This is a genomic window from Paenibacillus gansuensis (assembly GCF_042684925.1).
GTDB lineage: Bacteria > Bacillota > Bacilli > Paenibacillales > DY6 > Paenibacillus_N > Paenibacillus_N gansuensis.
Genome location: NZ_JBHUME010000009.1, coordinates 13,689 through 37,896, shown reverse-complemented (window position 1 = coordinate 37,896; position 24,208 = coordinate 13,689). Strand labels below are relative to the sequence as shown.

Genomic DNA, 24,208 nt, shown 5'->3' with positions numbered 1-24,208 from the left:
GTAAAAGAATCATTACTAATGTAAAGGTAAGGTGAAATGCAAATGGTCAGCAACGACGATAAAAACCTCGCGCTTCTCGCGCATCTGCTAGGGTTGTTTACCAGTGTGATCGCTCCTCTTGTAATCTGGATCCTGAAGAAGGATTCCTCTCCGTACATCGAGCGCCATGCGAAGGAGGCCGTCAATTTTCAGCTTTCTTTGATTATTTATTATTTTGCTGCAGGGCTGTTGTGCATCGTACTGATCGGATTTTTGCTGCTTCCCCTGATCGGACTGTTCCATCTGATTTTTGCCATTATTGCTTCAATTCGTGCTTATAACGGAGAATATTACAGATACCCGTTAACGATTCGGCTGATTCAGTAGCGGCGATATCGTGCGTTTGCCGGTCTCCTTCGGGGGCCGGTTTTTTGTTTAGGCGGGGACTTTCCGTTATAATTTGGTAAAATTGCAACGATCCCAGCGGCTTATTCGTATTAGTAGCGGACGTTAAGAGAATCGGAGGTATATTTATGACTACACCCATTGTGCAGCTGCGCAATGTTACGAAACGAATCGGGTCGAAGACCATCGTCGACGGGCTGACATTCGATGTGCCCAAAGGCGAAGTGTTCGGATTTCTAGGGCCGAACGGTGCCGGCAAGACAACCACCATCCGGATGATGGTCGGGCTCATTTCGATTACCGCCGGCGAAGTGCTGATCCATGGCAAGAACATCGCCACGGAATTCGAACAGGCGATCCGCCATGTCGGAGCGATCGTAGAGAATCCTGAGATGTACAAGTTCCTCTCGGGCTATGACAACCTCAAGCATTATGCCCGTATGATTCCGGGCATTACGCCGGCGCGCATCCAGGAGGTCGTCGACCTTGTCGGCCTGCAGAACCGCATTGACGACAAGGTGAAGACCTACTCCCTGGGGATGCGCCAGCGGCTTGGCGTCGCTCAGGCGCTGTTGCACCGCCCGAGCCTGCTGATCCTGGACGAGCCTACCAACGGGCTCGACCCGGCGGGAATCCGTGAATTGCGCGATTATCTCCGCCGCCTGACGCGGGAAGAAGGCATCTCCGTGGTCGTATCCAGCCATCTGCTCTCTGAGATGGAGCTGATGTGCGACCGCGTCGCCATTATCCAGAACGGGAAGCTGATCGACGTCCGTCCGATCCGCGAATTCGGTTCGCAGGCAGCGGCAAGCATCACGGCGCTGGAAGTAAACGAGCCTGCTGAAGCGGCGGAAGCGGTAGCCGCCTGGCAGGCCGGCCTGAATCCCGCGGCCGTGGACGGGCTGCTGCAGGTGACGGGGGAGCGGGAGCAGATTGCGGAACTGAATGCGTTCCTGGTGCAGTCGGGCTTTAAAGTGTACGGGATCCGCTCAGTGACGAAATCGCTGGAAGATCAATTTTTGGAAATGACGGGAAGTGATCCGATTGGTTAATCTCATTGCGAACGAGAATATGAAGATATACCGCAGATGGCGCACATGGATTATGGTCATTCTGCTCGTACTGATGACCTGCGTGGTTTCTTACGCCGTGCATCGAGTCATGAATCCGGCAACCCAGGACTGGCGGGCAAGCCTCCAGGATAAGATCCGGCAGCAGGAATCGGTCATTCAGGATACGCCGGAGTTTATGAAGAAACAGATGGAGGAACAGCTGGCCGTCGATAAGGAATATTTGAAAAGGGACATTCCCCCGGTCGATTCCACCTTCTGGGGCGGCGTGAAGAATGCTTCAGGGCTCATTCTGCTGATTACGATCTTCACCGTGATTGTGGCCGGTGATATCGTAGCGGGCGAATTTACCTGGGGCACGATTAAGCTGCTGCTGATCCGCCCGGCGAGCCGGTCAAAAATTCTGCTTTCCAAATACATAGCGAGTTTCTTGTTCGCGTTATTGCTTCTGGCTATTTTGTTTGTAACGGCTGTGATTGCCAATGGGGTGCTGTACGGATTCAGCGGAGGAATGAACCCGTTTCTGCATGTGAACGGAAGCGGACAAATTGTGGAAACACCGGCCGTTCTCCATGTGATGCAGACTTACGGATATCAATGCGTACAGCTGATCATGGTGGTCACACTGGCGTTCATGATATCCACGGTGTTCCGGAGCAACTCGCTCTCAATCGGGCTTTCGATTTTCCTCATGCTGATCAGTCAGGCGATTCTGCCTCTGATTATGAATTACAGCTGGGGCAAATATTATTTATTTGCTAATACGGACTTAACCCAGTATATAAACGGGAGTCCGTTGATGGAAGGAATGTCGCTGGGCTTCTCGGTTGCTGTGTTGGCGGTTTATTTTGTACTTTTCAATGCGTTATCCTGGCTGATCTTTACAAAAAGGGATGTCGCCGGATAATTCTGACTATTCCGCAGTGAATCAATTGTGTATTTGCGCGAAATGGCATATAATTTCCTAAAAGCATTCCGCACAATTGGAGGATACCGATGGACAAGCATAAGAAATATAACATTGTAGATTGTACAATCCGGGACGGGGGTCTCGTGAACAACTGGGATTTCAGCGTAGAGTTCGTCCAGAACTTGTATGAAGGCCTGAACGAGGCCGGCGTTGAGTATATGGAGATCGGCTACAAGAACTCGCCCAAGCTGCTGAAGGGTGCGGAAGATGCCGGTCCATGGCGTTTCCTGAACGATGACTTCCTCAAGAAGATCATCGACAAGAAAGAGACGAAGCTGTCGGCATTGGTCGATATCGGCCGGGTCGATGAGAACGACATACTTCCACGCAGCGAGAGCCTGCTGGACCTGATCCGCGTGGCTTGCTACGTGAAAGACGTCGACAAGGCAATCGATCTGATCAGCAAGTTCCATGAGAAGGGCTATGAAACTACGCTGAACATTATGGCATTGTCCAACGTGATGGACAACGAGCTGATGGAAGCTTTCGAGGAAATTAAGAACAGCCCGGTCGACGTTGTTTATATAGTGGACAGCTTCGGCAGCCTGGATCATAACGACATTAAATATTTAGTGGATAAATTTCAGAAAAACCTGCCGAACAAGAAGCTCGGAATTCATGCACACAACAATATGCAGATGGCGTTTGCGAACACGCTAGTCGCTGCTGAGCTGGGCGTAGAATATTTGGATGCTTCCGTTTACGGCATGGGACGCGCTGCAGGCAACACGCCTACGGAGCTTCTGGTGACGCACTTGAAGAATCCGAAGTACAACACTCGTCCGGTAATCGATCTGATTGAGCGCCTCATGATTCCGCTCCGCGAGAAGGAAGAATGGGGTTATATCATCCCTTACATGATTACAGGCACGTTGGACGAGCATCCGCGTTCGGCGATGGCGCTCCGGGATTCGGAAGACAAGGACAAGTTCCTGGACTTCTACGACCGCCTTACTTCGCCGGAAGTGCTTCATAAGAGCAAATAACAAGGACAAAGAAAGCCGCAAACCATTCCATGTAAGGAGGGTTTGCGGCTTTTTTACGCGCATAACGGAACCGGTAAGCTAACCTGCCGCTTGGGTCCGTTGCGATTTGCCCTTTTTCTCGGGCAGTGGAAGTTCTTTCACCGGTTTGCCGGTTTCCGGCTTTTCCATAAGGCTGGATCCCATAAATATAGCACCTTCTTCAATCACCAGCGTACCGGCCCGGAGATCTCCTTGAAGCATCCCGTTTTTAGATAGAGTCAGCCTTCCTTTGGCAGTGACATTCCCGTACACCTTGCCGACAATATGTACATCCCTTGCTGTAATATCGGACCTAACCGTACCCTTCGAACCGATGACGACGTCCCCGGCGCTTTCAATATCGCCGGTAACCTCGCCTTCTACGCGCAGACCGGTTTCACATATCAATTTGCCTTCAATCATACAGCCTTCTCCTATGAAGGTGCGAAACAAATTTGCCTGCCGGTTAGTCTTCTTCCTGCCGAACATAAGCCTCATCCTCTCCCTTGGAATGAAGATATTTCTGTGGGTTTACTTCTTTGCCTCTGCGGACGACTTCAAAATGCAAATGAGCTCCCGTACTCCGTCCGGTGGAACCAAGGCGCCCAATCAACTCGCCTTTATGCACCTGATCGCCGGTTTTAGCCAAGCGCCTGCTTAAGTGCAGATAGCGGGTACTGAGGGTTCCCGTATGACGAACTTCCAAATACTGGCCATGCTGTCCATCGGCATCGGATAAAGTGACAGTGCCGTCGGCCGCAGCGTATACGGGATCACCGGTATCCCCGGCGATATCCAGCCCCTTATGGAGGCTTGGCCTCCCGGTGAAGGGGTCGCTCCTGTAGCCGAAGCGGGAAGTCACAATGATAGACCGCGTGGGCCAAAAGGTAGGGGTCACAGCCAGTTCTTTTTTGGCTCTGCGGGCTTCTTCCAAGGTGTCGGACAACGATTGTTCGAGTGAACCAAGCTGCACGCTGTAGGTACTGTAGCCTTCAGAAGCAGCATCGGCAGTATCGGAGACGCCGGTGTCCTCTGCTGCTTGGGGGTAATACAATCCTCCCGAAGCGGACCTCTCCATGCTTGAGTAGGCAGCCGGTTCTTCAGAGCCGATGCCGGAAGTAACGTTAGGATCAACGGTACTGTCTTTTCCCAAAAAGCCGTTGATCTCCGCTTCAAGGTCCTGCAGCCTCGACACCTGCCGGCCAACTTGTTCCGCCTTCTCGGACAGCTCTTTAACTTCGTTCTGCAGCCGCTTGATATCCTCATCTTTATGGCGGATGGTTTCAACGAACGATCTGGATTGCTTAGTGAGTTTAGACTGCAGCTGTCCTTCCGTCCGGCGGGCAGTGAAGTGCAGAGATAGATAGACGTAAATCAGCACCCCAATCGTAAGCAAAGGGAGGAGGATCAACAGCCGTTTGGATAGGCGAATCTGCAGGACGGGCCTTTCGGGCTCAGGAATAACCAGAAAGGTCAGCTTATGCTTTCCTGATCTAATCCGACACATCTCCTTTCCGGGTTGGAATAAGACGCCTTATGTTAGCCTATGCCTTGTCCGCTGCCAACATGCCATCCCGTTAGTTCGCTGTCTCCGCTTTTCCGGCAGTTTGTTTATTTGAGGCGCTGTGGCTGGAGGTTTCAGGCACGCTTGCATTGGCCATTTCATAATGGCTGGACACCAAAGCTGCGAACATTCCGAACAAAAAGGTGCCTGCACAAATATTAGCAAGCGTCGGAAACCAGCCTCCAAACAGAAATCCACCGCAAAGGCCTGCCCCGCTGACGATGATCATCCATGTTCCGAAACGGATCGTGTCCTCGTAGGAAAGTTTGCGAAGCTTACCTGTGACCGGATTGCCTGAAGTTTGATTTGTTTTCTTGCCGGTATGCCCCTTGGATGATACTGATTTCTCCTCGGCAGCCTTGCTCTGGTCAGGAGTCCGTTTGCGTCTATATTTTCCCGATAAGGCAAGCACGATGAGGAGAGTTGGAACAGGAACCAGTAGGGCGAGAATCGGCAATGTGCGTGCCAACTCCAGCTGTTCGCTGATATTGCGGATCGACGCCATGGCGGTAACGAGTACAATCCAGCAGGTAATCCGGTTGAAAATCCGCTCGGAACCCGGCTTGAAGAAACTCCCGATACCGTTGAGCACGGCAAAGTAGGTAGCGAGAGTTTTCACCATAAACACAGGAAACCATACACTGTAAAAGAAAATCTCGACCCGGTCGAGGAAATCCGTAAGATGTATGTTCTGGGCAAGCATATACAACGGATAGAAGGAGCGCCCGCCTACAGCGGGTCCAAGTACGCCGATCACCAGCATCATTAGGACCGTTGTTACGAAGCCCCCCAGTAAAACGCCATATCGGATCCCGGTATGAAGCTGCCGGGGGACGGTAAGCATGTGCAGAAAGGCGCCGACAAGCAAGAGATCCCCGTAACTGCCCAATGCCAGAAAATTAATTCCTGCAACTTCCCGGACCGGGTCGTTCATCAGCGGAAGCATGTCGCGAAACGCGAATTCGTTCGACAGCAGCAAAGGGAGGAATAGGAAAGCGAACATAAGTATGGGAAACACAATATCGTTCACTCTCAGTACAACCTCAAAGCTGCTTCGCCCGAAGTACAAAAGGACGAGGAATAAAGTGAACAGCACAATTTCCTGCGGTGTCCTCTGAAGGAGCATCGTGTTAATGAAAAAGGTAAGGCCCTTCATATCCCGCATTAGCAGCAACCAGAAATAGAGGATCAATATCAGGTTCAAGATACCGCCGGGCACGTTTCCCATCGTAATCCGAATGATCTGATACAGGTTCTTGCCTGGAAAAACGACGCTTAGACGGTAGAATACAAAAGCTATGGCAAGCGAATAGACCGTCGGGCCGTAAAAAGCGAACCAGGCCTCTACTCCGGCCAAGTCGATCAAATCTTTATTCGAAGTCCCGAAACTGCCTGTCATCAGCAGGGCCGCTGTCATCCATCCCAGCTGTCTTGTTCCCATTTGTTCACGTGGTGCTTGCATAGTGAGCCTCCTTGATCAGGGTTAATGTTGCGGTTTTACAGCTGAAAAAGGGAGATAAGCCAAGGGGCAATGTAATCGATCAGAAGATCCGTAGGCATGGGCGGTACCATATGAAACATCAAAGTAAGCAGCAGCAAAAGGAACAATCCGTTTAGAAACACATAAGTTCCTTTTAAGCCCGGGGCCGGTTCTTGGGTTCGCAGCAGCGCCCTGTCTGCAATCAAAGTGAGTGCATATCCGGTAAAAATCAGAATAGCCAGAGCTGTACTCATGATTTAGGCTCCTTCTTGGCGATGTTCTCGGAGATCAACCCGGCCCTGGTAATATTGCTGTCAACCTGGACATGGAAAGCGGCCTGTTGGAAATAGTCTTTCTTCCATTGTCCGGATATGTTCTTCCATTTTCCCGGCAATTCTCTGGAAATCACTTCACCGAAACCGATCGCGTCCGAATCGGACTTCTGCAGATTATGAAGGGTTCCGGTAATGGATGCCTGCAGCTTTTCGCTCAGTTTTTTCTCAAAAGCATGGGTATTCACCGGCAGGGTAAGGTCGCGCATGGACATTGTTTCCACGATACTGGCCGCCGCCGTGATCCGGATATCGAAAGACACGTTATTCCCTGACAACTTAGGCAGAATCCTCACAGTCCCCCCGGTAAGAAACACATCAAGCGAATCCTGTTTCGCGAGTTCCAGGGTCATGAACCCCATCTTCTTGTGAAGCATAAAATTAAAGCCGGACAGATTTTCTCCTTGCAGTAAACCGCTCATATGTCCATTATCGAACAGAGCGTATCCCATCAAGGCAATTTCCTTGGAAGGTTTGTCCCCCTTCTGCGATTCTTCTACGCCCATATACGGCATAACGGCGTCGCTGCCTTCTAGTGCCATGGAGTTCGCCAAGTCCTTTACCGTCATGTTCGAAGTTTTGGCTAATTCCCGGAGGGCTTCAGCCGGGAAGCGTTCGAATTTAGGCTGGGCCCCCAGCAGGTCGTAGGCCTTCCCTTTTGCCACCATCATATAGGCATTCAGCCGGTACTCGGTTCCCCGGCCGAGGGAACTGAACAATTCCTTTACGCCCTTTTTGGCTAAATCTTCCCCGATCACGTACACGCGGACATGGGATGTGGTCAGAAAACGGGACATTCTTTTTTGCAGCGAGTTCATCGCGTCTCCGACGGTTTTGCCTGTTGCAGAGTCGATGTAATAGCTTTTGTCTCCTCCGGTGCCGCCGCCTCCCCCGGATTCTCCGCCCATCTGCCCAGGCAAGGCGACCTGTAAACTGACCCGGTATTGGTTGTTCTTTTCCAAATCGATTGCAGTAGCCAGCACAAACCCGACGTCATTGATCTCTCTGCGGTCCCAGCATCCCGTCAACAGAATCATGGAAAGCAGCGGCAGGAACCACAGAATCCGCTTAGCCGTTCTTGTTGTCTTCATGCGCTTCTCCTCCTTGATTCTGTGCGGTATCTTCGGTATGCCCGAGGTCCGCGCCTTTTTGCCCGCTTTGCTCGTTTAGTTCTTGTTTGAATCCGGCACTAACCCGCCTGTCGTTGGAATGCGGCATAAACTTAGGCCTTTTATGCATCATGTGAATCGGGGCGCGGATGATCGTGTCTTTCATGTCTCTGAGTGTCAGCGGAGCTGCCGGGGCCAGATAAGGGATGCCGAAAGATCTCAGGTTAGCCAGATGTCCCAACAGGATGAACAGCCCTAGAAGGATGCCGTAGATCCCGAAGATCGCCCCCAGGAACATAATCGGAAACCTCAGCAGCCGGACCGCAATGGCTGCGTTATACCGGGGTATGGCAAACGAGGCGATCCCGGTAAGCGACACGACGATAACAACGGGGGCCGAAACGATCCCCGCGGTAACGGCAGCTTGACCGATAACCAGGGCGCCAAGGATCCCCAGGGCGGATCCGACAGCCTTCGGCAGACGTACGCCTGCCTCCCGCAGCGATTCGAAAATGATTTCCATCAACAGTGCCTCTATTACCGCCGGGAAGGGTATAGCCTCCCTGGCTGCGGCAATCGAGAGCATTAGGCTGGTAGGAATCAAATCCTGATGAAACGTGGTGATGGCTACGTATAATGCCGGGGTTGTCAGGGATAGCAGAAGCAGTATATAGCGGAGCACGCGAATAATGCTGGTTACCCAAAACCGTTCGTAGTAGTCCTCGCTCGCCTGCATGTACTGCCAAAACACGGTAGGCACGATCAGGACGAAAGGCGTTCCGTCAACAAAGATGGCAACTCTGCCTTCCAGTAATGAGGCGGCGACAGTGTCCGGGCGCTCGGTGATTTGAATTTGCGGAAACGGCGAATAGGTGCTGTCCTGGATCAATTCTTCTACATAGGCGCTTTCCAGAATCGCATCGATTTCTATTTTATGAAGGCGCCGTTCTACCTCCTCCACGATGGCAGGGTCCGCAATCTGATCCATATAGGAGATGACGATATTAGTGTTGGTCTGTTTCCCCAGGACGAAAGGCTTCATTTTCAAATGGGGGGTACGCAGCTTCCTTCTCAGCATAGATGTGTTCGTACGCAGATTTTCAATGAACCCTTCCCGGGGACCGCGGACAACCGATTCCGTTTCAGGTTCGGCTATGGAGCGTGTACTCGGCCCCCGCAGGCCAAGCAGGATCACTTCCCGCTCGCCCTCCAACAGAATGGCTGTATCGCCGCCCAAAATGCCGAGGAGCACATCCGCGTAATTGTCGGAAATCTTCATCTGTCCGGATGGAATGGAAGTCCTGGCAAGCTTTTTGGCAGTCTGAGCCTGTCCCTCCAAAATCATCAGCGCCTGCAGCGCTTCATTTACCTCCTGTGAATTTACCAGGCCGTCGATAAATACGGCCAACGCCTTTACGCTCTCTTCAATTTCGAACTCGAGTACAACGAAATCGGAGCTGTCCTTAAACAGCTGCTCCAGCTGCTTTTTGTTGTCCTCCAAGGAAGCGGAAAAAGGTGTATCCTTCAAATCGGTAACAAATTCGTACTGCAGGGCTTCCAGCTTCTCTTCTGATTTTTTGCGCTTATTCTTTTGTCTTCGGTTAATCAGCATGAACCTTGGCCTCGCTTTCCTGGAACAAACAGAATGGGTTTTCAGAAAAAAGGTTATATCTAGTTATATAGATACAGCGGGGAGTGGGCGAACTTTGATATGGTTATGTATACTTCTGATCGTTTTCATCCTGCAGGCGGCTACGATTCTCTTGCTTGAGTTCCGGCATCCTGCAAAAACCATTGCATGGCTATTCATTCTATTTGTTTTTCCAATTATCGGGTTTGTTATGTATTATTTCTTGGCGAAAGAGTATAAACATAGGCGAAAAGTAAGGCGAAAGGGAACGCTGATCGCTGAAGAAGTGCGGAAGTTCGTGTTCGAGACGGCCAGTATCGTGTCCAAGCCCGAAGATGTCTGTAATGAGGAATTTATGCATCAGCACCGTTTATTCGGGCTTCTGCAGAATATGCCGGATTCCCCGATCACCACATGCAATGAAACTACGGTGCTGACGAACGCACAGGATACATATGATGCCATTTTTCTTGCTATTGAAGGAGCGAAAACACATGTCCATGTGGAATATTACATATTCAAACCGGACAAAATCGGTACAAAATTGAGAGACCTGCTCATTACCAAAGCGAAGCAGGGAGTCGAAGTCCGATTAATATATGACGGCGTGGGCAGCCATAAGCTTGGCGCCAGGTTTCTCAAGCCGTTGACGGAGGCGGGTGTGGAGCATCATGCCTTTTTGCCGCCTGCGTTTGCTCTGTTCGATAAAAGGGTCAATTACCGCAATCACCGCAAAATCGTAGTCGTGGACGGGGTAACCGGATTTTTGGGAGGCATAAACATAGGGGACGAGCATTTGGGGGAGGACGTGAACCTGGGATTTTGGCGGGATACCCATCTGCAGGTGAAGGGCGACGCGGTGTATTTTCTGCAGCATACTTTCTTAACGGACTGGGCCTTTGTGAGCAGTCAACAGGTGAAAAGCCTGGAGTATTTTCCTAAACACGGCTGTATGGGGACGGAACAGGTGCAGATTATTTCCAGCGGGCCGGATGTCCAATGGGATTCCATTCTTGAAATGTTCTTCGGAGCGATTTCGGTGGCCCGTCGCCGGATCTGGATCGCATCGCCTTATTTTATCCCGGAGGACAGCATCTATATGGCGTTAAAAACGGCAGCAGTCAGCGGACTGGATGTGCGCATTATCGTTCCGGGGATTCCGGATTCAAGGGTCGTCGAACTGGCAACCATGTCTTATCTGGAAGAGCTCATGCAGGCGGGGGTCCAGTTCTATTCGTATCAAAAGGGCTTCATTCATGCCAAGCTGATGCTGATCGACAGCATGCTGGCATCAGTGGGGACGGCAAACATGGATATGCGGAGTTTCTTCAGCAACTTCGAGCTGAATGCAGTCATGTTCGATCAAAAATCAATCCGGAGGATTGAAGACGATTTCGAGCAGGATTTCAAGGACAGCATACGAATAGACCTCCAGGAATTCCGCAGGAGGCCTCGTATTCACCGGGCAAAGGAAGTGTTGGCAAGACTGCTTTCACCGCTGCTTTAGTTATTCATTTCAGGTGTTCCAGGATGGGGTAGAGATTTTGCTTAGGTACCTGTTCAATCAGGTCCCCGTAAGTTTTGAGTCTCTCCCCAATATTAAATAGATGAAAGTCACGGGCCGTTACCCCCATCTTGAGCTCTTCCCATTTGAGAGGAGTGGAGACGGGGGCTTTCGGCCTGGCTCGGGTTGTATAGGGAGCGGAGAGCGTTTTCCCATAGTAATGCTGAAGATAATCGATATAAATCAAATCTCCGCGGTTCTTTTTCAGGCGCTCGATGGTAAACAGGTTCGGATGGGTTTTCACCAGATATTCGCCCACAAACTGACCGATTTTACGTAGTTCGTCAAAGGTAATTCCTCGTTCGATCGGTACATAGATTTGCACGCCGGTAGCTCCTGAAGTCTTAGGTACAGCTTGAATTCTCAGCCCGTCCAGCACTTCGCCGACCAGGTATGCAGCTTCCATGATCCGGGGCTCTTCTTCCAAAGAGGGATCGATATCAATGACCCATTCGGCGGGCAGCAGGTCGTTTATGTAGTGGAAAGAAGGATGAAATTCAAGGCATGCGAGATTGCCCAGCCACAGCAGGGTCGGCAGGGAATCCAAATTGACGTATTCAATGCTCTCCAGCACGGCGGTGCGGACGAAATCGGGCTTTGGATCCGGGCAGTTTTTCTGATAAAACGATTTGCCGTCAATCCCGTTCGGCCAACGGATCGTCGTTAAATACCGGTTGCTGCAGTATTTCAGCAAGTAAGGTGACAAAGCGGCCAGCTTGGTTAAGAAATCGGCTTTCGTGATCTTTTCTTCCGGCCATAGGAATTTATCCGGATTTGAAATTGTTATTTCTTGGCCGTCTACATTAATGGTCCCTTTTTTGGACGGGGGCATGGTCAGCACCTCCTGTTGGCTATAGGGTTGGCAGGCTGTTCAGCATGGGATGACGCAGCAGGCCGGCGGATGTAATTTCAAGGCCGGTTACCGAGCACACAAAGGGCTTGTCGGTCCAAAGGACGGTTTCCCCTTTCAAATCGGCAGGCAGCGCCGGGAAGGGCCGGTGATCGGAAGGATGGCTCTGGACGTAATCGTAAATCCTGCGTTTACTTTCCGTGTTTAACCTGAGGGATACTCTACCGGAATATACCCCCGAGACGGACATGACTAAACTGGCAACGACCCCTTCGCGTATCGTTATGCCGACAATGTCCACATCCATCGTGACTGCTGTTTTGCGCTTGAACCAGTCCTTATGCTTCTTTCCTTCCCTGTATGGGCTGGAGAGCCTTTTGCTGACTACGCCTTCCCAGCCGTTCGTTTCCACCCAATGCCATAGAGCCTGTCCGTCATGAAATAAATCACTTACAAATAAGTCCGGGCTTTTCTCCGGGAACAGGTCTAGAAGGCGGGCATGACGCTCGGTATAAGGAAGCGTGCGTAAATCTTCGCCGCTGGCATACAGCAGATCGAACAAGACGTAAACGACGGGACCTCTTTCCGTTAACTGCTTAATGCCTGCGGCGGTCCTGGTTCGTTCCCTTTGAAGCACCTTTTGGAACACGGGACGCTGCAGAACCGGATCAAAGACTACGGCTTCCCCGTCCAGGATGAGCTGTCCGGGTACGGAAGAAAGGCGTCTTGCCACTTCAGGGTAGACTGAATTTTTGGATAGGAGCGTCCGGGAGTAAAGATCGGCTTGTCCGTCCTGCACCCTGGACAGCAGCCGGACCCCGTCCCACTTGAGCTGATACCCCCATTCCGGTCCTGCAGGAATGGTCTCCTGCAGAATCGGTTTCATGGGATCCCGCGGAAGCTCGATCAACCGATATCTTTCGCCTTCGCTTTGGATTTACGTTTCTTCTTCTCTTCGGCGGGTGCCTCTTCCGGTTTTGGGGGTGCTGAGGCAAGGCTGGCCTGAAGAGCGGCCATAAGATCGATGACGTTCGTTTTCTGCTGTTCCGGAGCCACTTTGATTTCTTCGCCTGCCACTTTGGCTTGAATCAGATTCATGAGATCCTCGCGGTAAGTATCTTTATATTTGCCGGGATCGAAGGGAGCGGACAGCTGTTCGATCAGCATTTTGGCCATCGTAAGCTCTTTATCGTTGACTTCGATTTTCGCCGGCAAGTTCGGGACCTGTTGGACCGGGCGGATTTCATCCGGATAGAACATCGTCTCCATAGAAATACAGTTGTCGATCACCCGGATCGCCGCCATGCTGCTTTTGGAACGGATGGAGACGTTGGCTATGCCGATTTTGCCGGACTGGTTCATAGCTTCCATCAGCAGGTTGTATGCATTGGCTCCCGCCGAATCCGGGGATAAGTAGTAGGTTTTCTGATAGTAGATCGGATCAATTTCTTTCAGGTCGATAAAATCAAGTATTTTGATTTCTTTGCTTCCGCCAGAGCCAATAGCCTCGAGCTCGTCTTTTTCGAACAGGACAAACCGCCCTTTTTCATATTCGTAACCTTTAGCAATTCCTTCCCATTCTACTTCGATGTCGCAGCTGGGGCACTTGCGGATGTAAGCCAGCGGAGAACCGCAGACTTTATGGATATAGCGCATGGAAATATCTTTGTCCTCGGTAGCCGAGAACATTTTGACGGGAACGTGGACAAGCCCGAACGAAATCGCTCCCTTCCAAACTGTGTGCATGAATGAACCCCCTTCGGATTAAATCGGATATGACGCGATGAGTTCTTGCGCTCCATGGTGTGTTTGGTACAGTTATTTACCCTTTTTCGATAATTTAGTATATGTTAGGAAGGTTTTTTGTATGTTGAGGGGAATCCCGGAATCCAAAAGCAATTGATTGCAGGGCTGCGCTTTGCTTGCGGCAGGTAAACCTTACCGATATAATAAAGGACAGCCATGTAAGGTTAGGAGTGAAGCGCTTGTCGGTACAGGCGGTTAGCTATGCGTATACTGCGCATACGGAAGAAGATACGATCAAGCTGGCGGAGCTGCTTGCCGGGAAAGTCCAGGCAGGTGCGCTGCTTGCGTTGGACGGCGACTTGGGGGCGGGAAAGACGCGCTTCTCGCAGGCTTTTGCCAAAGCGATGGGCGTACCGGGCGTAGTGAACAGCCCGACGTTTACGATAGTGAAACAATACCAGGGGGAGGTATTTCCCCTGTATCATATGGATGTATACCGGATCTCTGCGGAGGAGGCGGACGAGCTTGGCTTGGACGAGTACTTCTTCGGGGACGGCGTGACGATCGTGGAATGGGCGAGCATTATCGAAGACCAGCTCCCTGACGAGCGGTTGTCGATGTATATCGAGCATCACGGCGGGGAACAGCGGCGCTTTCGCATCGCTGCGTACGGCCAGCCCTATTCGGCTTGGTGCGCCGAGCTGGCGGAGCGCGGTGTGCTGACTCCATGGGCGGAACAAGGGTAGCCGGCGGTTTTTTCGCGGGATTCGAGTGAACGATAGTAGTAATATGTCGCATGTTAGTATGGGTAGAGTTAGTGATATGAGATATCACTAAATTGGCGGAATTGGCTGGTTTAGGAGTAGACGGGCCAATTTTGCGGAGTTAGTGATATGTGGTGTCGCTAGGTATGGGCAGGGTGCATGTTAGTTATATGAGATATCACTAACATGGCGGAAAGTGGCTAGATTAGGAGTAGGCGGGGCCAATTTTGCGGAGTTATTGATATGTGGTGTCGCTAGGTATGGGCAGGGCGCATGTTAGTTATATGAGATATCACTAAATTGGCGGAAAGTGGCTGGTTTAGGAGTAGGCGGGCAATAGTTGCGCTAATGGCGGTGATTTTGGTAAGTAATTACTCTATTTGGTTGCACGATTACCCATAAAAGAAGCCAAATCAGTGTTTAAGTGAATGCAATGGACCCGCCCTGAATTACCATAAAACGACACTCTGACAACCGGATATGGAAATTTACTGTCGTTCACAGCCGGAAATCCCGTTGCGAAGCTTATATAAGGTAATTTGGCAGCAAGTTAGCGAAATTGATTGCCATAAAGGCTTACCCATCAACTAACCATAAGCGAGTAAAGCCAAGATAGATAAGGTTGAATCAGAACGGAGCCATCATTATGGAAAACACGCAGCAGCCCGGAATCATCGGGGAGCAAAGCAAATTATTGTCGATCGATACTTCCACCTCTGCCATGACGGTCGCAGTACTGGAGGGGAGCCGTATGCTGGAGGAGGTAAACTCCCATGCGGAACGAAACCATTCTATTCATTTGCTGCCTATTATCGAACGTCTGTTAAAGTCGCTGGACTTGCAGGTCGATGACTTGGACGGCATTGTCGTAGGACAGGGCCCGGGTTCATATACCGGTGTACGCATCGGGGTTACGGTTGGCAAAACGCTGGCCTGGGTGAGGAATGTTCCGGTTTTGGGCGTATCGAGTTTGGAGGCATTGTGTTATGGAAGCCGGCAAGGCTGCGGAGACAGCCCTTCCGGGGCACAAGCCGATGAGTCTGAAGGTAACACATCTGGAGAAGAAGGTTATGCCGAAGCACTTGCGAGGCATTCGGATTTGGCATCAGTCGGGGAACAGGAAGCGGAACCTGCAGCCGGGTTACGCTGGGTTGTGCCGCTGATGGATGCACGGCGTGGACAAGCTTACACAGCGCTTTTTTCTGCGAAAAAGGATGGCTCGGAATGGAAGCGGCTGGAGGAAGACCGGATTCTGCTGGTGGAAGATTGGCTGAAGCAGCTGCAAGGCCGATGGAAAGAAGCTTCCGCCGCCGAGCGGCCTGATTCGATTGTTTTTGCGGGCGAACCGGGGCGGTTCCAAGGTTTGTTGGATATTTTTGCAACGGATACGGGATTGCCTGTCGAGCAGTCGGACCGTTCGATCCGGGCGGAGCACGTAGGCCAGTTGGGCGTCCGGTATTGGTCTGAAGGGCGCAGGCAGGATACCCATGGGTTTGTGCCGAATTATACACAGCTGGCGGAAGCCGAAGTTAAGCTGAAAGCGGCAAAAAAGTAAGGGGAGATTCCTCATGGACGCTATGATGAATGCGCAAGGCGAACCGGAACCGGTGTTTCGCGCCATGCGCGCTGAAGATATACCCGCCATTGTGGAGATTGAGAACGAGGCGTTTACGACGCCATGGACGGCGGGCGCTTTTTATAATGAATTGACGAACAATCATTTTGCTAAATATATGGTCATGGAAATCGCCGGTGAGATCGCGGGCTATGGCGGCATGTGGATGATCATGGACGAGGCCCATGTGACGAACATTGCAGTGCGGGCCAAATACCGCGGACGTAAACTCGGGGAGCGTCTTCTCAGGGAAATGCAGCAAACTGCGGCTTATATCGGCGCCGTCAAAATGACGCTGGAAGTCAGAATGTCGAACACGGTAGCGCAGAACTTGTATACGAAACTTGGTTTTGCCCGGGCTGGGGTGCGAAAAGGTTACTACAGCGACAATCAGGAAGACGCGCTGATCATGTGGGCGGAGCTTCCGAAATACAGCGAAGCGTCAGAATAGGACAGGAGCTATATCAGAATGAATGAGAATGTACCGGGCCGGCCCTGCCGGATCCTTGCTATAGAAACGAGCTGCGACGAGACATCGGTGGCGGTAGTGGACGACGGGCGCAAAGTGCTCGTCAACCAGGTCTCCAGCCAGATCGAGACGCACCGGCAGTTCGGCGGCGTCGTTCCGGAGGTCGCGTCGCGTAAACATGTAGAGTCCATCACCCGGATCATCGAGTCCTCGCTTGGCGAAGCGGGACTGGGACTGCGGGACATGGACGCTATCGCGGTTACGCAGGGGCCGGGCCTGATCGGCGCCCTGCTGATCGGGGTTGTGGCCGCGAAGACACTCGCGCTGGCAGCGGGGAAACCGCTGATTGCCGTGCATCATATCGCGGGCCACATATACGCCAACCAGCTTGTGCAGCCGTTGGCGTACCCGGCTTTGGCTCTGGTGGTGTCCGGCGGACACACCGAGCTGGTGCTGCTCGAGCGCCCGGGGCGCTTCCGGATCATAGGCCAGACGCGTGACGACGCGGTGGGTGAGGCCTATGACAAGGTTGCGCGGGCGCTCGGCTTCCCTTACCCGGGCGGTCCCCATGTGGACCGCCTCGCGGTAGAGTCGGCTCAAACCGTGCCGCTGCCGCGGGCATGGCTTGAGCCGGACTCGTACGATTTCAGCTTCAGCGGGCTGAAATCGGCGGTCTTGGCCGTGCTGAACACGGCCAAGATGAAAGGCGAAGCCGTCGATCCCGCAGCGCTGGCGCGGGGCTTTCAGGAGTCCGTAATCGACGTTCTCGTAGAGAAGTCGATGCGGGCCGTGAAAGCCTTTGGCGCGAAGCAGCTGCTTCTGTGCGGCGGCGTCGCCGCCAACAAGGGCCTGCGCAGCGCCCTGAGTGCTCGCTGCGAAGCCGAGGGCGTGCCGCTGGCGATTCCGCCGCACGCCCTGTGCACGGATAATGCGGCGATGATCGGTGCCGCCGCCTACTTGAAGTTCCAAACCGGCGAATTTGCCGGCCTGGATATGGTAGCCGACCCGGGCCTTTCGCTTGAGGCCTGGTCTGTGGAATAGCAGGTACTTTTTTTTAGGAACCTATTGACGAATTTGTCCAACTTATGGTAATTTACAAGTAACCGAATAAACTATGTGCGGAAGTACCGCCCTGAATGTGCTGTGATGACAGCATGTTCCGGGCGGTTTTTTTGCGTACAGAGAGGGCTATTATTATCGTTGGATAAGGAGAGAGGAGAGGTTATGCACAAGTGGATAACTGCTGCGGCCGGGCTGTTGATCATGGCGGGAAGTGTGGCTGCGTTTATTTATTACATGAAAGGGTATGAACAAGATCTGACGACGATGGTCACTTATAAGCCGAAGGCTATGATTTATGCAGGTGATTTGGTGACCGAGTCTATGATTCGGAAAGTACCCATACCTGTGATGCAGCATGCAGCTGCTGCGCTGACAGACAAAGATGAGATCATCGGAAAGCGGGCTGCGGTACCCATTGGGGAAAGCGAAGAGTTCGCTCCCTGGAAGCTAACTGCAGACGATGTGTTCCCTCAGCAGGGGGAGAGCTACTATGGCTTTGAAATTACCGGCGTGCAAGCGGTCAATAATATGATCCGCCGCGGCGACCGGGTCGATGTGTGGGTCGAGCTGAATCCCGCAGATCCGGCTTCCGAGGGCGGCGAGGAGAAAGCCCCCGTTGGCGCTGAAAGTTCAGTACCCCGACTCGTACCGGTTCGCCCAACAGTCCAAAATTCAAATGAACCAGGAATTTCAACACACCCGTCATCGGGTAAACCGCTTCGACCCTCTCAACCTCCCCGCGAAGCTGTTCAGCTTCTTCTGCAGCAGCTGAAAGTAGCTTCCGTTAAGGATGCGGAAGGGAATGAAATTAGGGATGAGAAACCTGCAACACTTGGGCAATTAAAGGGATTGACGAAAGAGGAACGGGACCGCTTCCGGTTTGAAGGATTCCGTTCAACGGCCGAGGGAGCGCCAGCTTTTATGACCTTTATTATGAGCCCGGAGCAGTATGACACGTTTATCGCAGGAAAGAACAGAGGCACCCTTAGGCTGGGTTTGAATAATCCGTTTTTTATTGTAGATGGGAGTAAGTAATCAGAGGGAGAGTTGAGAGTGAATATAATCATTGCAGTGACTGAACCGGAACTGGGGGAGCGGATCGCAAGCAGAATGGAAGGGCGGAAGCATGTCCATGTGTGCTGCACGGATGAAGAACTGGTGAAGCTTGCCGAAGCGGGAACCGGGAACACTACGCACATGTTTCTAATGGAGGAGCTTTTCGAGAAGGAGTACCCATGGGATTGGATGCCCCGCCTGCGCGGCTATTGTCCGAACGCAATTATCGTTCTGGGGCGCAGCGGCCAGGAGGATCCCATTTTTCGTGAAGTGATTACAAGTCTGGCTTTGGAGTTCAACGTGAGCACGATACCCCCTTACGGGATATGGGATGATGTCATTCGCGAGACGGAAGCGTATTTTTTCGGGACAGAATCTATTATCAGGGAAAAAGGCGGGACGATCATCACCTTCGCATCGGCAGCACCTAAAGACGGCGCGACCACCGCGGCCATTTCAGCTGCTGCGGCCTTGGCCCAAGGCACCTCAGCATCGGTTGGCCTGCTGGACCTGAACTTTAAATCTCCTGAAATTCAGGATCAGTTGAGGATCAAAGGGGCCAAAGGATTTCCCTTTATCCAAGCTGAGTGTGATTCGAAGACACTGAACCCTGACATTCTGCGAAATGCGTGCTCGGCATTGCCGGGAATTCCAACCCTGCACATTCTTACCGGATTACGCCGCAGGGAGTGGGCTGAGCGGATAACCCCGGAGGAGATTTCCCATCTGCTTGAGGTAGCCCGCCAAACTTTTGACGTGACGCTAGTGGATGTACATACATTTCCCGATCAAGCGGCAACCGTCCAAAGTGTACGCTCCGCCGATCTCCGATGCGTTATCGTACAGCCGCTGGTCACAAGCTACGAAAGTTCATGGCATGACTGGTACCGGGGCGTGTGGACATACTTTGGCCTGACCGAAAAAGATTTCCATATGGTGCTTAACCGCGCCTCTAAAGGAGGTCATACGGAACAGGATATCCGTAGAAGTACAGGAGCGGAACTTCTGGGCACGCTTCCTGAGCTAGGGATAGTCGAGGGAAATAGAGCAGTAAACGACGGGGTACCGTTCGCCTTGGCTCAGGGGGGCGGCGTCCTTGGCGAATATCAGCAAGCCATACGCGGGCTTAGCCGGAAGCTTGCGCAGCACGCGGGGATCGCTTGGACGGAAACGGAAGAACCCAGAGAACGAAGGAAGCATAGGACGATTTCGATGATGCTTCCGTTTATGAAGAATCTACAGTAACCCGAGGTGACATGTGAAACGGAGCCGGACAAGAACACCACGAAGCGGATTCAGCCTGCTGGACCAGCTGAAACATGCCCAAACCAATGATGTCTCCACTAAGGCAGGACCCGCCGCCCCGCGGGGGTATGAAATCAGAGAGCTGCTTGAGGTCGTCAAAATTGTGCAGGAAGAGCTCAAAACCTATGAAACCTCTCTGGCACGGACTATAGACCATAAGGAGATTATTCATCAGGCAGGCTTGGGGAATCCGCTGGCGCAGGAACAGGTCAAATCGATGATCAAAAAAATCCTTCAGGACAGGCAAATCTACGTATCCTCCGGACCTCTTCCGGACCGGATGACCTTGAGCGATGCGGTATTTTCGCTGTCCATCGGTGCCGGGTATATCGAGGATTTGTACAAAGACAAGGACGTCGAAGAAGTTCAGGTAAATGACTGCGATATTTATGTGATGAAGAACGGCATTTCAGTCAAGCATGCCAGACGCTTTGATTCAACAGAGCAAGTCGTCCGCCTTCAGGAAAGGCTCGCATTGTACGGGAGGGCCCGAATCAATGAGCAAAACCCTATCTGCCATACGTACATGTACAACCGTGCCAGACTGACGATGACCCAGCCGAATTATTCCGCATTTCCGACCATCACGATTCGAAATTTTATACTGAAAGACCCCTCCCTGGATTCCCTTATGGAACAAGGTACCCTTAACCGTTCGATGGCGCGGTTTCTTAGCCTGATGGTTCAATACCACGCTTCCATTATTGTGGCCGGCGGCACGAAGACAGGGAAAACAACCACGCTATATGCCCTCGCCAAAGAAATTCCCCGGAAAGAGCGTGTGCTCACCTTAGAGACCGAATTCGAAATGATGCTTCATGAACGTTTGGGCGGAGGGAGAAACATCATCCCGTTTCAAGCGGTGACGGAGCTCGGTATCAGCATGGAGGAAGCGTTCAAGCCGCTGCTTCGTAACAGCCCGGACCGCATTATTGTCGGGGAAATCCGGGGAGCGGAAGCGTCCCAGGCTGTTCAGGCAGCGCTGAGAGGTCACGACACGATGGTCACGCTTCACTCAAAATTCCGTTCCATGATCGTCTCGGACATTATGGATATGGTGAAGCAGGACGGGCGCACTCACGACGACCGGATGTTAAGGCATAGGATTGCGAGGGCATTCAACATTGTTGTTTTTCAAAGACTGATCAAAATTAATGAATTCAAGAGCAGGAGGGTTATTACTGAAATCAGTGAAATTCGTGCATCCGACGACGGTGAAGTTAGCGTGGTGCCTCTTTATTTATGGAATTATAGCCAAGGAGAGTGGGAGAGAACGGAGCACGAAGTGAGCGATGAATTGATTGCGCACATGGAGAGCTACGGCTTAGTTCCCGAACAATTAACCTGCTGCGGGGAAGATACATGATCATTTGGCTGTTGTTTAGTGTGGTTTTTTCTATGGGTGTCTTCCTGGTTATCACTCCACTGCTGCAACAGATTTCACGCTGGCTGCGGAAACGGACAACGTCCACCTTCTATCGCGGCATCCGGAAAGACTACGGACGTCAAATCCGGTTAGATCTGCATAACTGGGCCGCTTTTCGGCGCTTGGAAATCTATATGAGCGTAGCGGGGATGGGAGGCTCACCTTATGTTCTGTCAGTAATAAGCTTGCTCCTGTTTACCATTTTCTTCGGAGCGGCCTATCAGCTGATGCATTCGCTTGTGAGCGGTGCAGTTCTCGGCACGATGACGGGTTCGGTCCCCTTTATCTATTTGTGGAATACATACCAGCGTAAGCAGCAAAAAATGGCCACAGTGATGATTCCGACCGTACAGAATTTCATCGGTTTTTTTACCGAATCGGAAAATTTGGCGGGTGCGATATACAAAGCAGGCCCAACGATGCCGGCTGATATTTCGGGTGAATGGCGGCGGCTGATAATGGACATCGAAACAGGGGAGGCAAGGGAGAACTCTATTTTAACGTTCGCGGAGCGGGTAGGGAACGCGTGGGCGCAGGATTTTGCGGACATTCTGGTGATTCATCTCGAAACGGGAAGCGATATCGTACCTTCGCTGTTTAAGCTGATTAACGAGATGCAGAACGCCATGTACAACGAGGCCAAACGCAATACGCTCCTGTCCATTTACCGGTATGGGACCATGCTGATGATTGTGCTTGCCTTCCTTATTGTCGGGTTTAACATTTGGATTCACCCCATTAACAAAATCTATTATTTCGCAGACCCTGGCGGCAAAAAGTTCGTCACCATGTCCATCCTCGTCCTTTTTGGTTCATTTATCGGGGCACTGCAGCTGGGCAAAAAGAAAATCTAGGGAAAGGAGGTACGGCTTGTCATGCAATGGTTATTAGCGGTCTTGTTCGGTGCGGGCTGTGTGTTGCTTTGTTCGTCCTTATTGTTTCTGTTTCCCGCCCGCAGGCGTGTTCGAATTCCGTTCTTGCTGTTGAAGCGCAGGGAAAACCTGCGGGAATGGGCTGAGAAGAGGATTCAGCATATCAATAACCGTCCGGCCAATCTTGCTGTAAAGCAGCGGTTGAAAATGGCGGGCGATCCGCTCGATTTGACTGTGTTCAGATATCGGGTGCTGCAGTATGTTTTTCCTGTTCTTCTCCTATTCCTTTATGTCTCTATTCGTTCTATGCAGGCTCTTGTTCAGCGCACTCCGGTCGAAACGCCGCATTGGTCGGGGATTTTGCTTGCCGGTTTGTTGGGCGCGGTACTGCCCCCGGTTATGCTATTGCTCTTGGCGGTGAGGCGCAGAGACCTGATGACCGGGGAGATCGTCAAGTTTTCCCATCGCCTGGTTGTGAGTATCAACGAGCATATCCAGCTTTATTATGCGATCAAAAGAGCCGGCCGCACCTGCCACATCCTGAAGCCCTATATTGACGAGCTTTTAATGGACTGGCTGAGCCACCCTCAGCAGGGGATCCGCAAATTCGCGGAGCGGGTGGGAGTACCTGAAGTGCTTCCCATCACAAATACGCTGCTGGCTACGTGGAATGCACCGAGTGACAAAATTTTGGAACTGTTCCATCACCAGATCCGAAACATTGATACGATGCGTGATTTTCAAGTGAAAAAGAGTATCGAAGTGTCCCCGCTGCACGTGACCTTCCTGATCGTAATCCCGTTTATGTTCACGGTCGGCCTGATGCTTTTACCCTGGTACATGGAGGCGATTGCGCTGATGAATAAAGCTTTTTGAAGGAGGAGCGGGTATGGACAAGTTGGTGTTAAGCATTGTCGTTACAATCATATTAATCGGCATAGCTTTCTATGTGTTTAACAGCGAAATCGGACCGGGACTGACGAACGGCGGCGATCATTTACAGCAAAAAATAGAGGATGCAACATCCTGAAGGAGAGAGTAATCGGAATGGATAAATTGGTTATCGGAATTCTTATTGTTATTTTGCTAATCGGCGGGTGTTTTTGGGTGTTCAACAACGATAACGGCGTGAATGATGCCATCGAGAACGGCGGCAAAACAGTGAATGCCAAAACGAGTAATTTTGATTATAGCGGCACCGCAGCACCCGGCACTTCCGGACATGCTGCAGACTGGGTAGCGACGCCTGCGACAAACGATTAATACCTATGGATAAATTGGCGCTTATACTTGTCGTGTCCATTATGGTTGTAGGAATCGGGTTCTATATGTTTTTGCGTGACGGCGGGTTGAGCACAAAGCTGCAAGAGGGCCACGCTGAACTTCAGGATGACGTAAAACAATGGGGGTACACTACGGCCCCTTGAATTAGGGGGGGCTAGGTGTGGTTAGAGAGTTTTGGCGGAATGAACGCGGTATGGCGGAAATGGTCTCGCTGCTGATTGTGTTGGGCGTGTTCCTGTTTATCAGCCTGAGTATGGTGGGGTTTCTCACCTTTTTGATGCGGCAGGAAAAGCTGGAAACCTTGCATCATCGGGCTTTGGTGATGAGCACTCATGAGGGGTATATAACCCCGTCCATTCTTCAGGATACGAAGAACAAGCTGACGCAGATCGGGTTTCCTCCGGTAGACATAGGAGGCGTGAGCTATCCGTCTTTTGCCGGGAGTACAATTCTTAAAGTGACAAGGGAGGATGCGGACCCGAGCGTAAAGGTCGTTATCAAATACCCTGCTACGTTTCTGCAGAAAATGGCGGGTTTACTTGGAGGGAACAAGACGGAAACACAAGGTTATTTCTTGATACAAGGAGTCGGCCGTAGCGAGGCTTTGGAATGAGGGACTGGTGCAAAAGGCTTTGGCATGAGGAGCAAGGCG

At 51.7% G+C, this 24,208-nt stretch carries 27 protein-coding genes; 18 read left to right on the top strand and 9 right to left on the bottom strand.

Translation table 11 applies throughout. The features are described from left to right. Positions 1-42 precede the first annotated feature (42 nt). The 4 genes from ACFSUF_RS15410 (at position 43) to ACFSUF_RS15395 (ending at position 3,410) form a co-directional block, all read left to right on the top strand. Positions 43-366 carry a DUF4870 domain-containing protein gene (locus tag ACFSUF_RS15410; RefSeq protein WP_377603985.1) on the top strand — a complete coding sequence of 108 codons (324 nt, stop codon included), beginning with the start codon at positions 43-45 and terminating at the stop codon, positions 364-366. Between the two features lie 146 nt (positions 367-512). Further along, positions 513-1,436, top strand: a complete 924-nt coding sequence (locus tag ACFSUF_RS15405) for an ABC transporter ATP-binding protein (RefSeq protein ID WP_377603983.1) — start codon at positions 513-515, stop codon at positions 1,434-1,436. Next, positions 1,429-2,361: an ABC transporter permease gene (locus tag ACFSUF_RS15400; protein WP_377603981.1), complete on the top strand. Its 933-nt coding sequence runs from the start codon at positions 1,429-1,431 to the stop codon at positions 2,359-2,361. Before ACFSUF_RS15405 ends, ACFSUF_RS15400 begins: the two co-directional genes overlap by 8 nt. An 89-nt stretch (positions 2,362-2,450) precedes the next feature. After that, entirely contained in the window at positions 2,451-3,410 is a 960-nt protein-coding gene (locus ACFSUF_RS15395) for an aldolase catalytic domain-containing protein (RefSeq protein WP_377603979.1), read from the top strand. A 78-nt stretch (positions 3,411-3,488) separates the two neighbouring features. Here ACFSUF_RS15395 and ACFSUF_RS15390 read toward each other — a convergent pair whose 3' ends face one another. The 6 genes from ACFSUF_RS15390 to ACFSUF_RS15365 all read right to left on the bottom strand — a co-directional run bounded on the left by ACFSUF_RS15390 (position 3,489) and on the right by ACFSUF_RS15365 (position 9,525). Then, on the bottom strand, positions 3,489-3,917 hold the full coding sequence (locus tag ACFSUF_RS15390; RefSeq protein ID WP_377603977.1) for a bactofilin family protein: 429 nt from the start codon (positions 3,915-3,917) through the stop codon (positions 3,489-3,491). Continuing rightward, positions 3,895-4,935 carry a peptidoglycan DD-metalloendopeptidase family protein gene (locus ACFSUF_RS15385; RefSeq protein ID WP_377603975.1) on the bottom strand — a complete coding sequence of 347 codons (1,041 nt, stop codon included), beginning with the start codon at positions 4,933-4,935 and terminating at the stop codon, positions 3,895-3,897. The genes ACFSUF_RS15390 and ACFSUF_RS15385 overlap by 23 nt, the downstream gene beginning before the upstream one ends. 70 nt (positions 4,936-5,005) lie before the next feature. Beyond that, the gene (locus ACFSUF_RS15380; protein ID WP_377603973.1) at positions 5,006-6,454 is read right to left on the bottom strand and encodes a GerAB/ArcD/ProY family transporter; all 1,449 of its coding nucleotides are present in this window, start codon (positions 6,452-6,454) and stop codon (positions 5,006-5,008) included. Between the two features lie 35 nt (positions 6,455-6,489). After that, complete coding sequence (locus ACFSUF_RS15375) at positions 6,490-6,726, bottom strand: hypothetical protein (protein ID WP_377603971.1); 237 nt, start codon at positions 6,724-6,726, stop codon at positions 6,490-6,492. After that, on the bottom strand, positions 6,723-7,895 hold the full coding sequence (locus ACFSUF_RS15370; protein WP_377603969.1) for a Ger(x)C family spore germination protein: 1,173 nt from the start codon (positions 7,893-7,895) through the stop codon (positions 6,723-6,725). Before ACFSUF_RS15370 ends, ACFSUF_RS15375 begins: the two co-directional genes overlap by 4 nt. Beyond that, positions 7,873-9,525: a spore germination protein gene (locus ACFSUF_RS15365; RefSeq protein WP_377603967.1), complete on the bottom strand. Its 1,653-nt coding sequence runs from the start codon at positions 9,523-9,525 to the stop codon at positions 7,873-7,875. Before ACFSUF_RS15365 ends, ACFSUF_RS15370 begins: the two co-directional genes overlap by 23 nt. Positions 9,526-9,619: 94 nt before the next feature. Between ACFSUF_RS15365 and cls the strand changes: the two genes are divergently transcribed. Beyond that, entirely contained in the window at positions 9,620-11,050 is a 1,431-nt protein-coding gene (cls, locus tag ACFSUF_RS15360; RefSeq protein WP_377603965.1) for a cardiolipin synthase, read from the top strand. 4 nt (positions 11,051-11,054) lie between these two features. On the opposite strand, the gene ligD is transcribed toward cls, so the two are convergent. From ligD to ku, 3 genes are read right to left on the bottom strand one after another with little or no spacing between them, the layout of a single operon-like run. Beyond that, positions 11,055-11,939, bottom strand: a complete 885-nt coding sequence (gene ligD, locus ACFSUF_RS15355) for a non-homologous end-joining DNA ligase (protein WP_377603963.1) — start codon at positions 11,937-11,939, stop codon at positions 11,055-11,057. Positions 11,940-11,958: 19 nt separating this feature from the next. Further along, complete coding sequence (locus tag ACFSUF_RS15350; protein ID WP_377603961.1) at positions 11,959-12,867, bottom strand: ATP-dependent DNA ligase; 909 nt, start codon at positions 12,865-12,867, stop codon at positions 11,959-11,961. Then, positions 12,864-13,703 carry a non-homologous end joining protein Ku gene (ku, locus tag ACFSUF_RS15345; protein ID WP_377603959.1) on the bottom strand — a complete coding sequence of 280 codons (840 nt, stop codon included), beginning with the start codon at positions 13,701-13,703 and terminating at the stop codon, positions 12,864-12,866. Before ku ends, ACFSUF_RS15350 begins: the two co-directional genes overlap by 4 nt. A 239-nt stretch (positions 13,704-13,942) precedes the next feature. On the opposite strand from ku, the gene tsaE reads away from it, so the two are divergent. The 13 genes from tsaE (at position 13,943) to ACFSUF_RS15280 (ending at position 24,169) form a co-directional block, all read left to right on the top strand. Next, on the top strand, positions 13,943-14,449 hold the full coding sequence (gene tsaE, locus ACFSUF_RS15340; RefSeq protein WP_377603957.1) for a tRNA (adenosine(37)-N6)-threonylcarbamoyltransferase complex ATPase subunit type 1 TsaE: 507 nt from the start codon (positions 13,943-13,945) through the stop codon (positions 14,447-14,449). A 664-nt stretch (positions 14,450-15,113) separates the two neighbouring features. Beyond that, positions 15,114-16,022 carry a tRNA (adenosine(37)-N6)-threonylcarbamoyltransferase complex dimerization subunit type 1 TsaB gene (gene tsaB, locus ACFSUF_RS15335; protein WP_377603955.1) on the top strand — a complete coding sequence of 303 codons (909 nt, stop codon included), beginning with the start codon at positions 15,114-15,116 and terminating at the stop codon, positions 16,020-16,022. Between the two features lie 13 nt (positions 16,023-16,035). Next, positions 16,036-16,533: a ribosomal protein S18-alanine N-acetyltransferase gene (gene rimI / locus ACFSUF_RS15330; RefSeq protein WP_377603953.1), complete on the top strand. Its 498-nt coding sequence runs from the start codon at positions 16,036-16,038 to the stop codon at positions 16,531-16,533. An 18-nt stretch (positions 16,534-16,551) separates the two neighbouring features. Next, entirely contained in the window at positions 16,552-17,592 is a 1,041-nt protein-coding gene (gene tsaD / locus ACFSUF_RS15325) for a tRNA (adenosine(37)-N6)-threonylcarbamoyltransferase complex transferase subunit TsaD (protein ID WP_377603951.1), read from the top strand. A 183-nt stretch (positions 17,593-17,775) separates the two neighbouring features. Further along, entirely contained in the window at positions 17,776-18,648 is an 873-nt protein-coding gene (locus ACFSUF_RS15320; RefSeq protein ID WP_377603948.1) for an SAF domain-containing protein, read from the top strand. 18 nt (positions 18,649-18,666) lie between these two features. Next, positions 18,667-19,914, top strand: a complete 1,248-nt coding sequence (locus tag ACFSUF_RS15315; RefSeq protein ID WP_377603946.1) for an AAA family ATPase — start codon at positions 18,667-18,669, stop codon at positions 19,912-19,914. A 13-nt stretch (positions 19,915-19,927) separates the two neighbouring features. Further along, on the top strand, positions 19,928-21,340 hold the full coding sequence (locus ACFSUF_RS15310) for an ATPase, T2SS/T4P/T4SS family (RefSeq protein ID WP_377603943.1): 1,413 nt from the start codon (positions 19,928-19,930) through the stop codon (positions 21,338-21,340). Then, complete coding sequence (locus ACFSUF_RS15305) at positions 21,337-22,254, top strand: type II secretion system F family protein (protein WP_377603941.1); 918 nt, start codon at positions 21,337-21,339, stop codon at positions 22,252-22,254. Before ACFSUF_RS15310 ends, ACFSUF_RS15305 begins: the two co-directional genes overlap by 4 nt. A gap of 21 nt (positions 22,255-22,275) precedes the next feature. Beyond that, positions 22,276-23,148 (top strand): hypothetical protein, encoded by an 873-nt coding sequence (locus ACFSUF_RS15300; RefSeq protein ID WP_377603939.1) that lies wholly within the window; start codon positions 22,276-22,278, stop codon positions 23,146-23,148. A 13-nt stretch (positions 23,149-23,161) separates the two neighbouring features. Then, positions 23,162-23,302: a hypothetical protein gene (locus tag ACFSUF_RS15295; protein ID WP_377603936.1), complete on the top strand. Its 141-nt coding sequence runs from the start codon at positions 23,162-23,164 to the stop codon at positions 23,300-23,302. A 17-nt stretch (positions 23,303-23,319) separates the two neighbouring features. Further along, positions 23,320-23,535 carry a hypothetical protein gene (locus ACFSUF_RS15290; protein ID WP_377603933.1) on the top strand — a complete coding sequence of 72 codons (216 nt, stop codon included), beginning with the start codon at positions 23,320-23,322 and terminating at the stop codon, positions 23,533-23,535. A 5-nt stretch (positions 23,536-23,540) separates the two neighbouring features. Beyond that, the gene (locus ACFSUF_RS15285; protein ID WP_377603930.1) at positions 23,541-23,699 is read left to right on the top strand and encodes a hypothetical protein; all 159 of its coding nucleotides are present in this window, start codon (positions 23,541-23,543) and stop codon (positions 23,697-23,699) included. Positions 23,700-23,716: 17 nt separating this feature from the next. After that, positions 23,717-24,169 (top strand): hypothetical protein, encoded by a 453-nt coding sequence (locus ACFSUF_RS15280; protein ID WP_377603928.1) that lies wholly within the window; start codon positions 23,717-23,719, stop codon positions 24,167-24,169. The last annotated feature ends 39 nt before the right edge of the window (positions 24,170-24,208 follow it).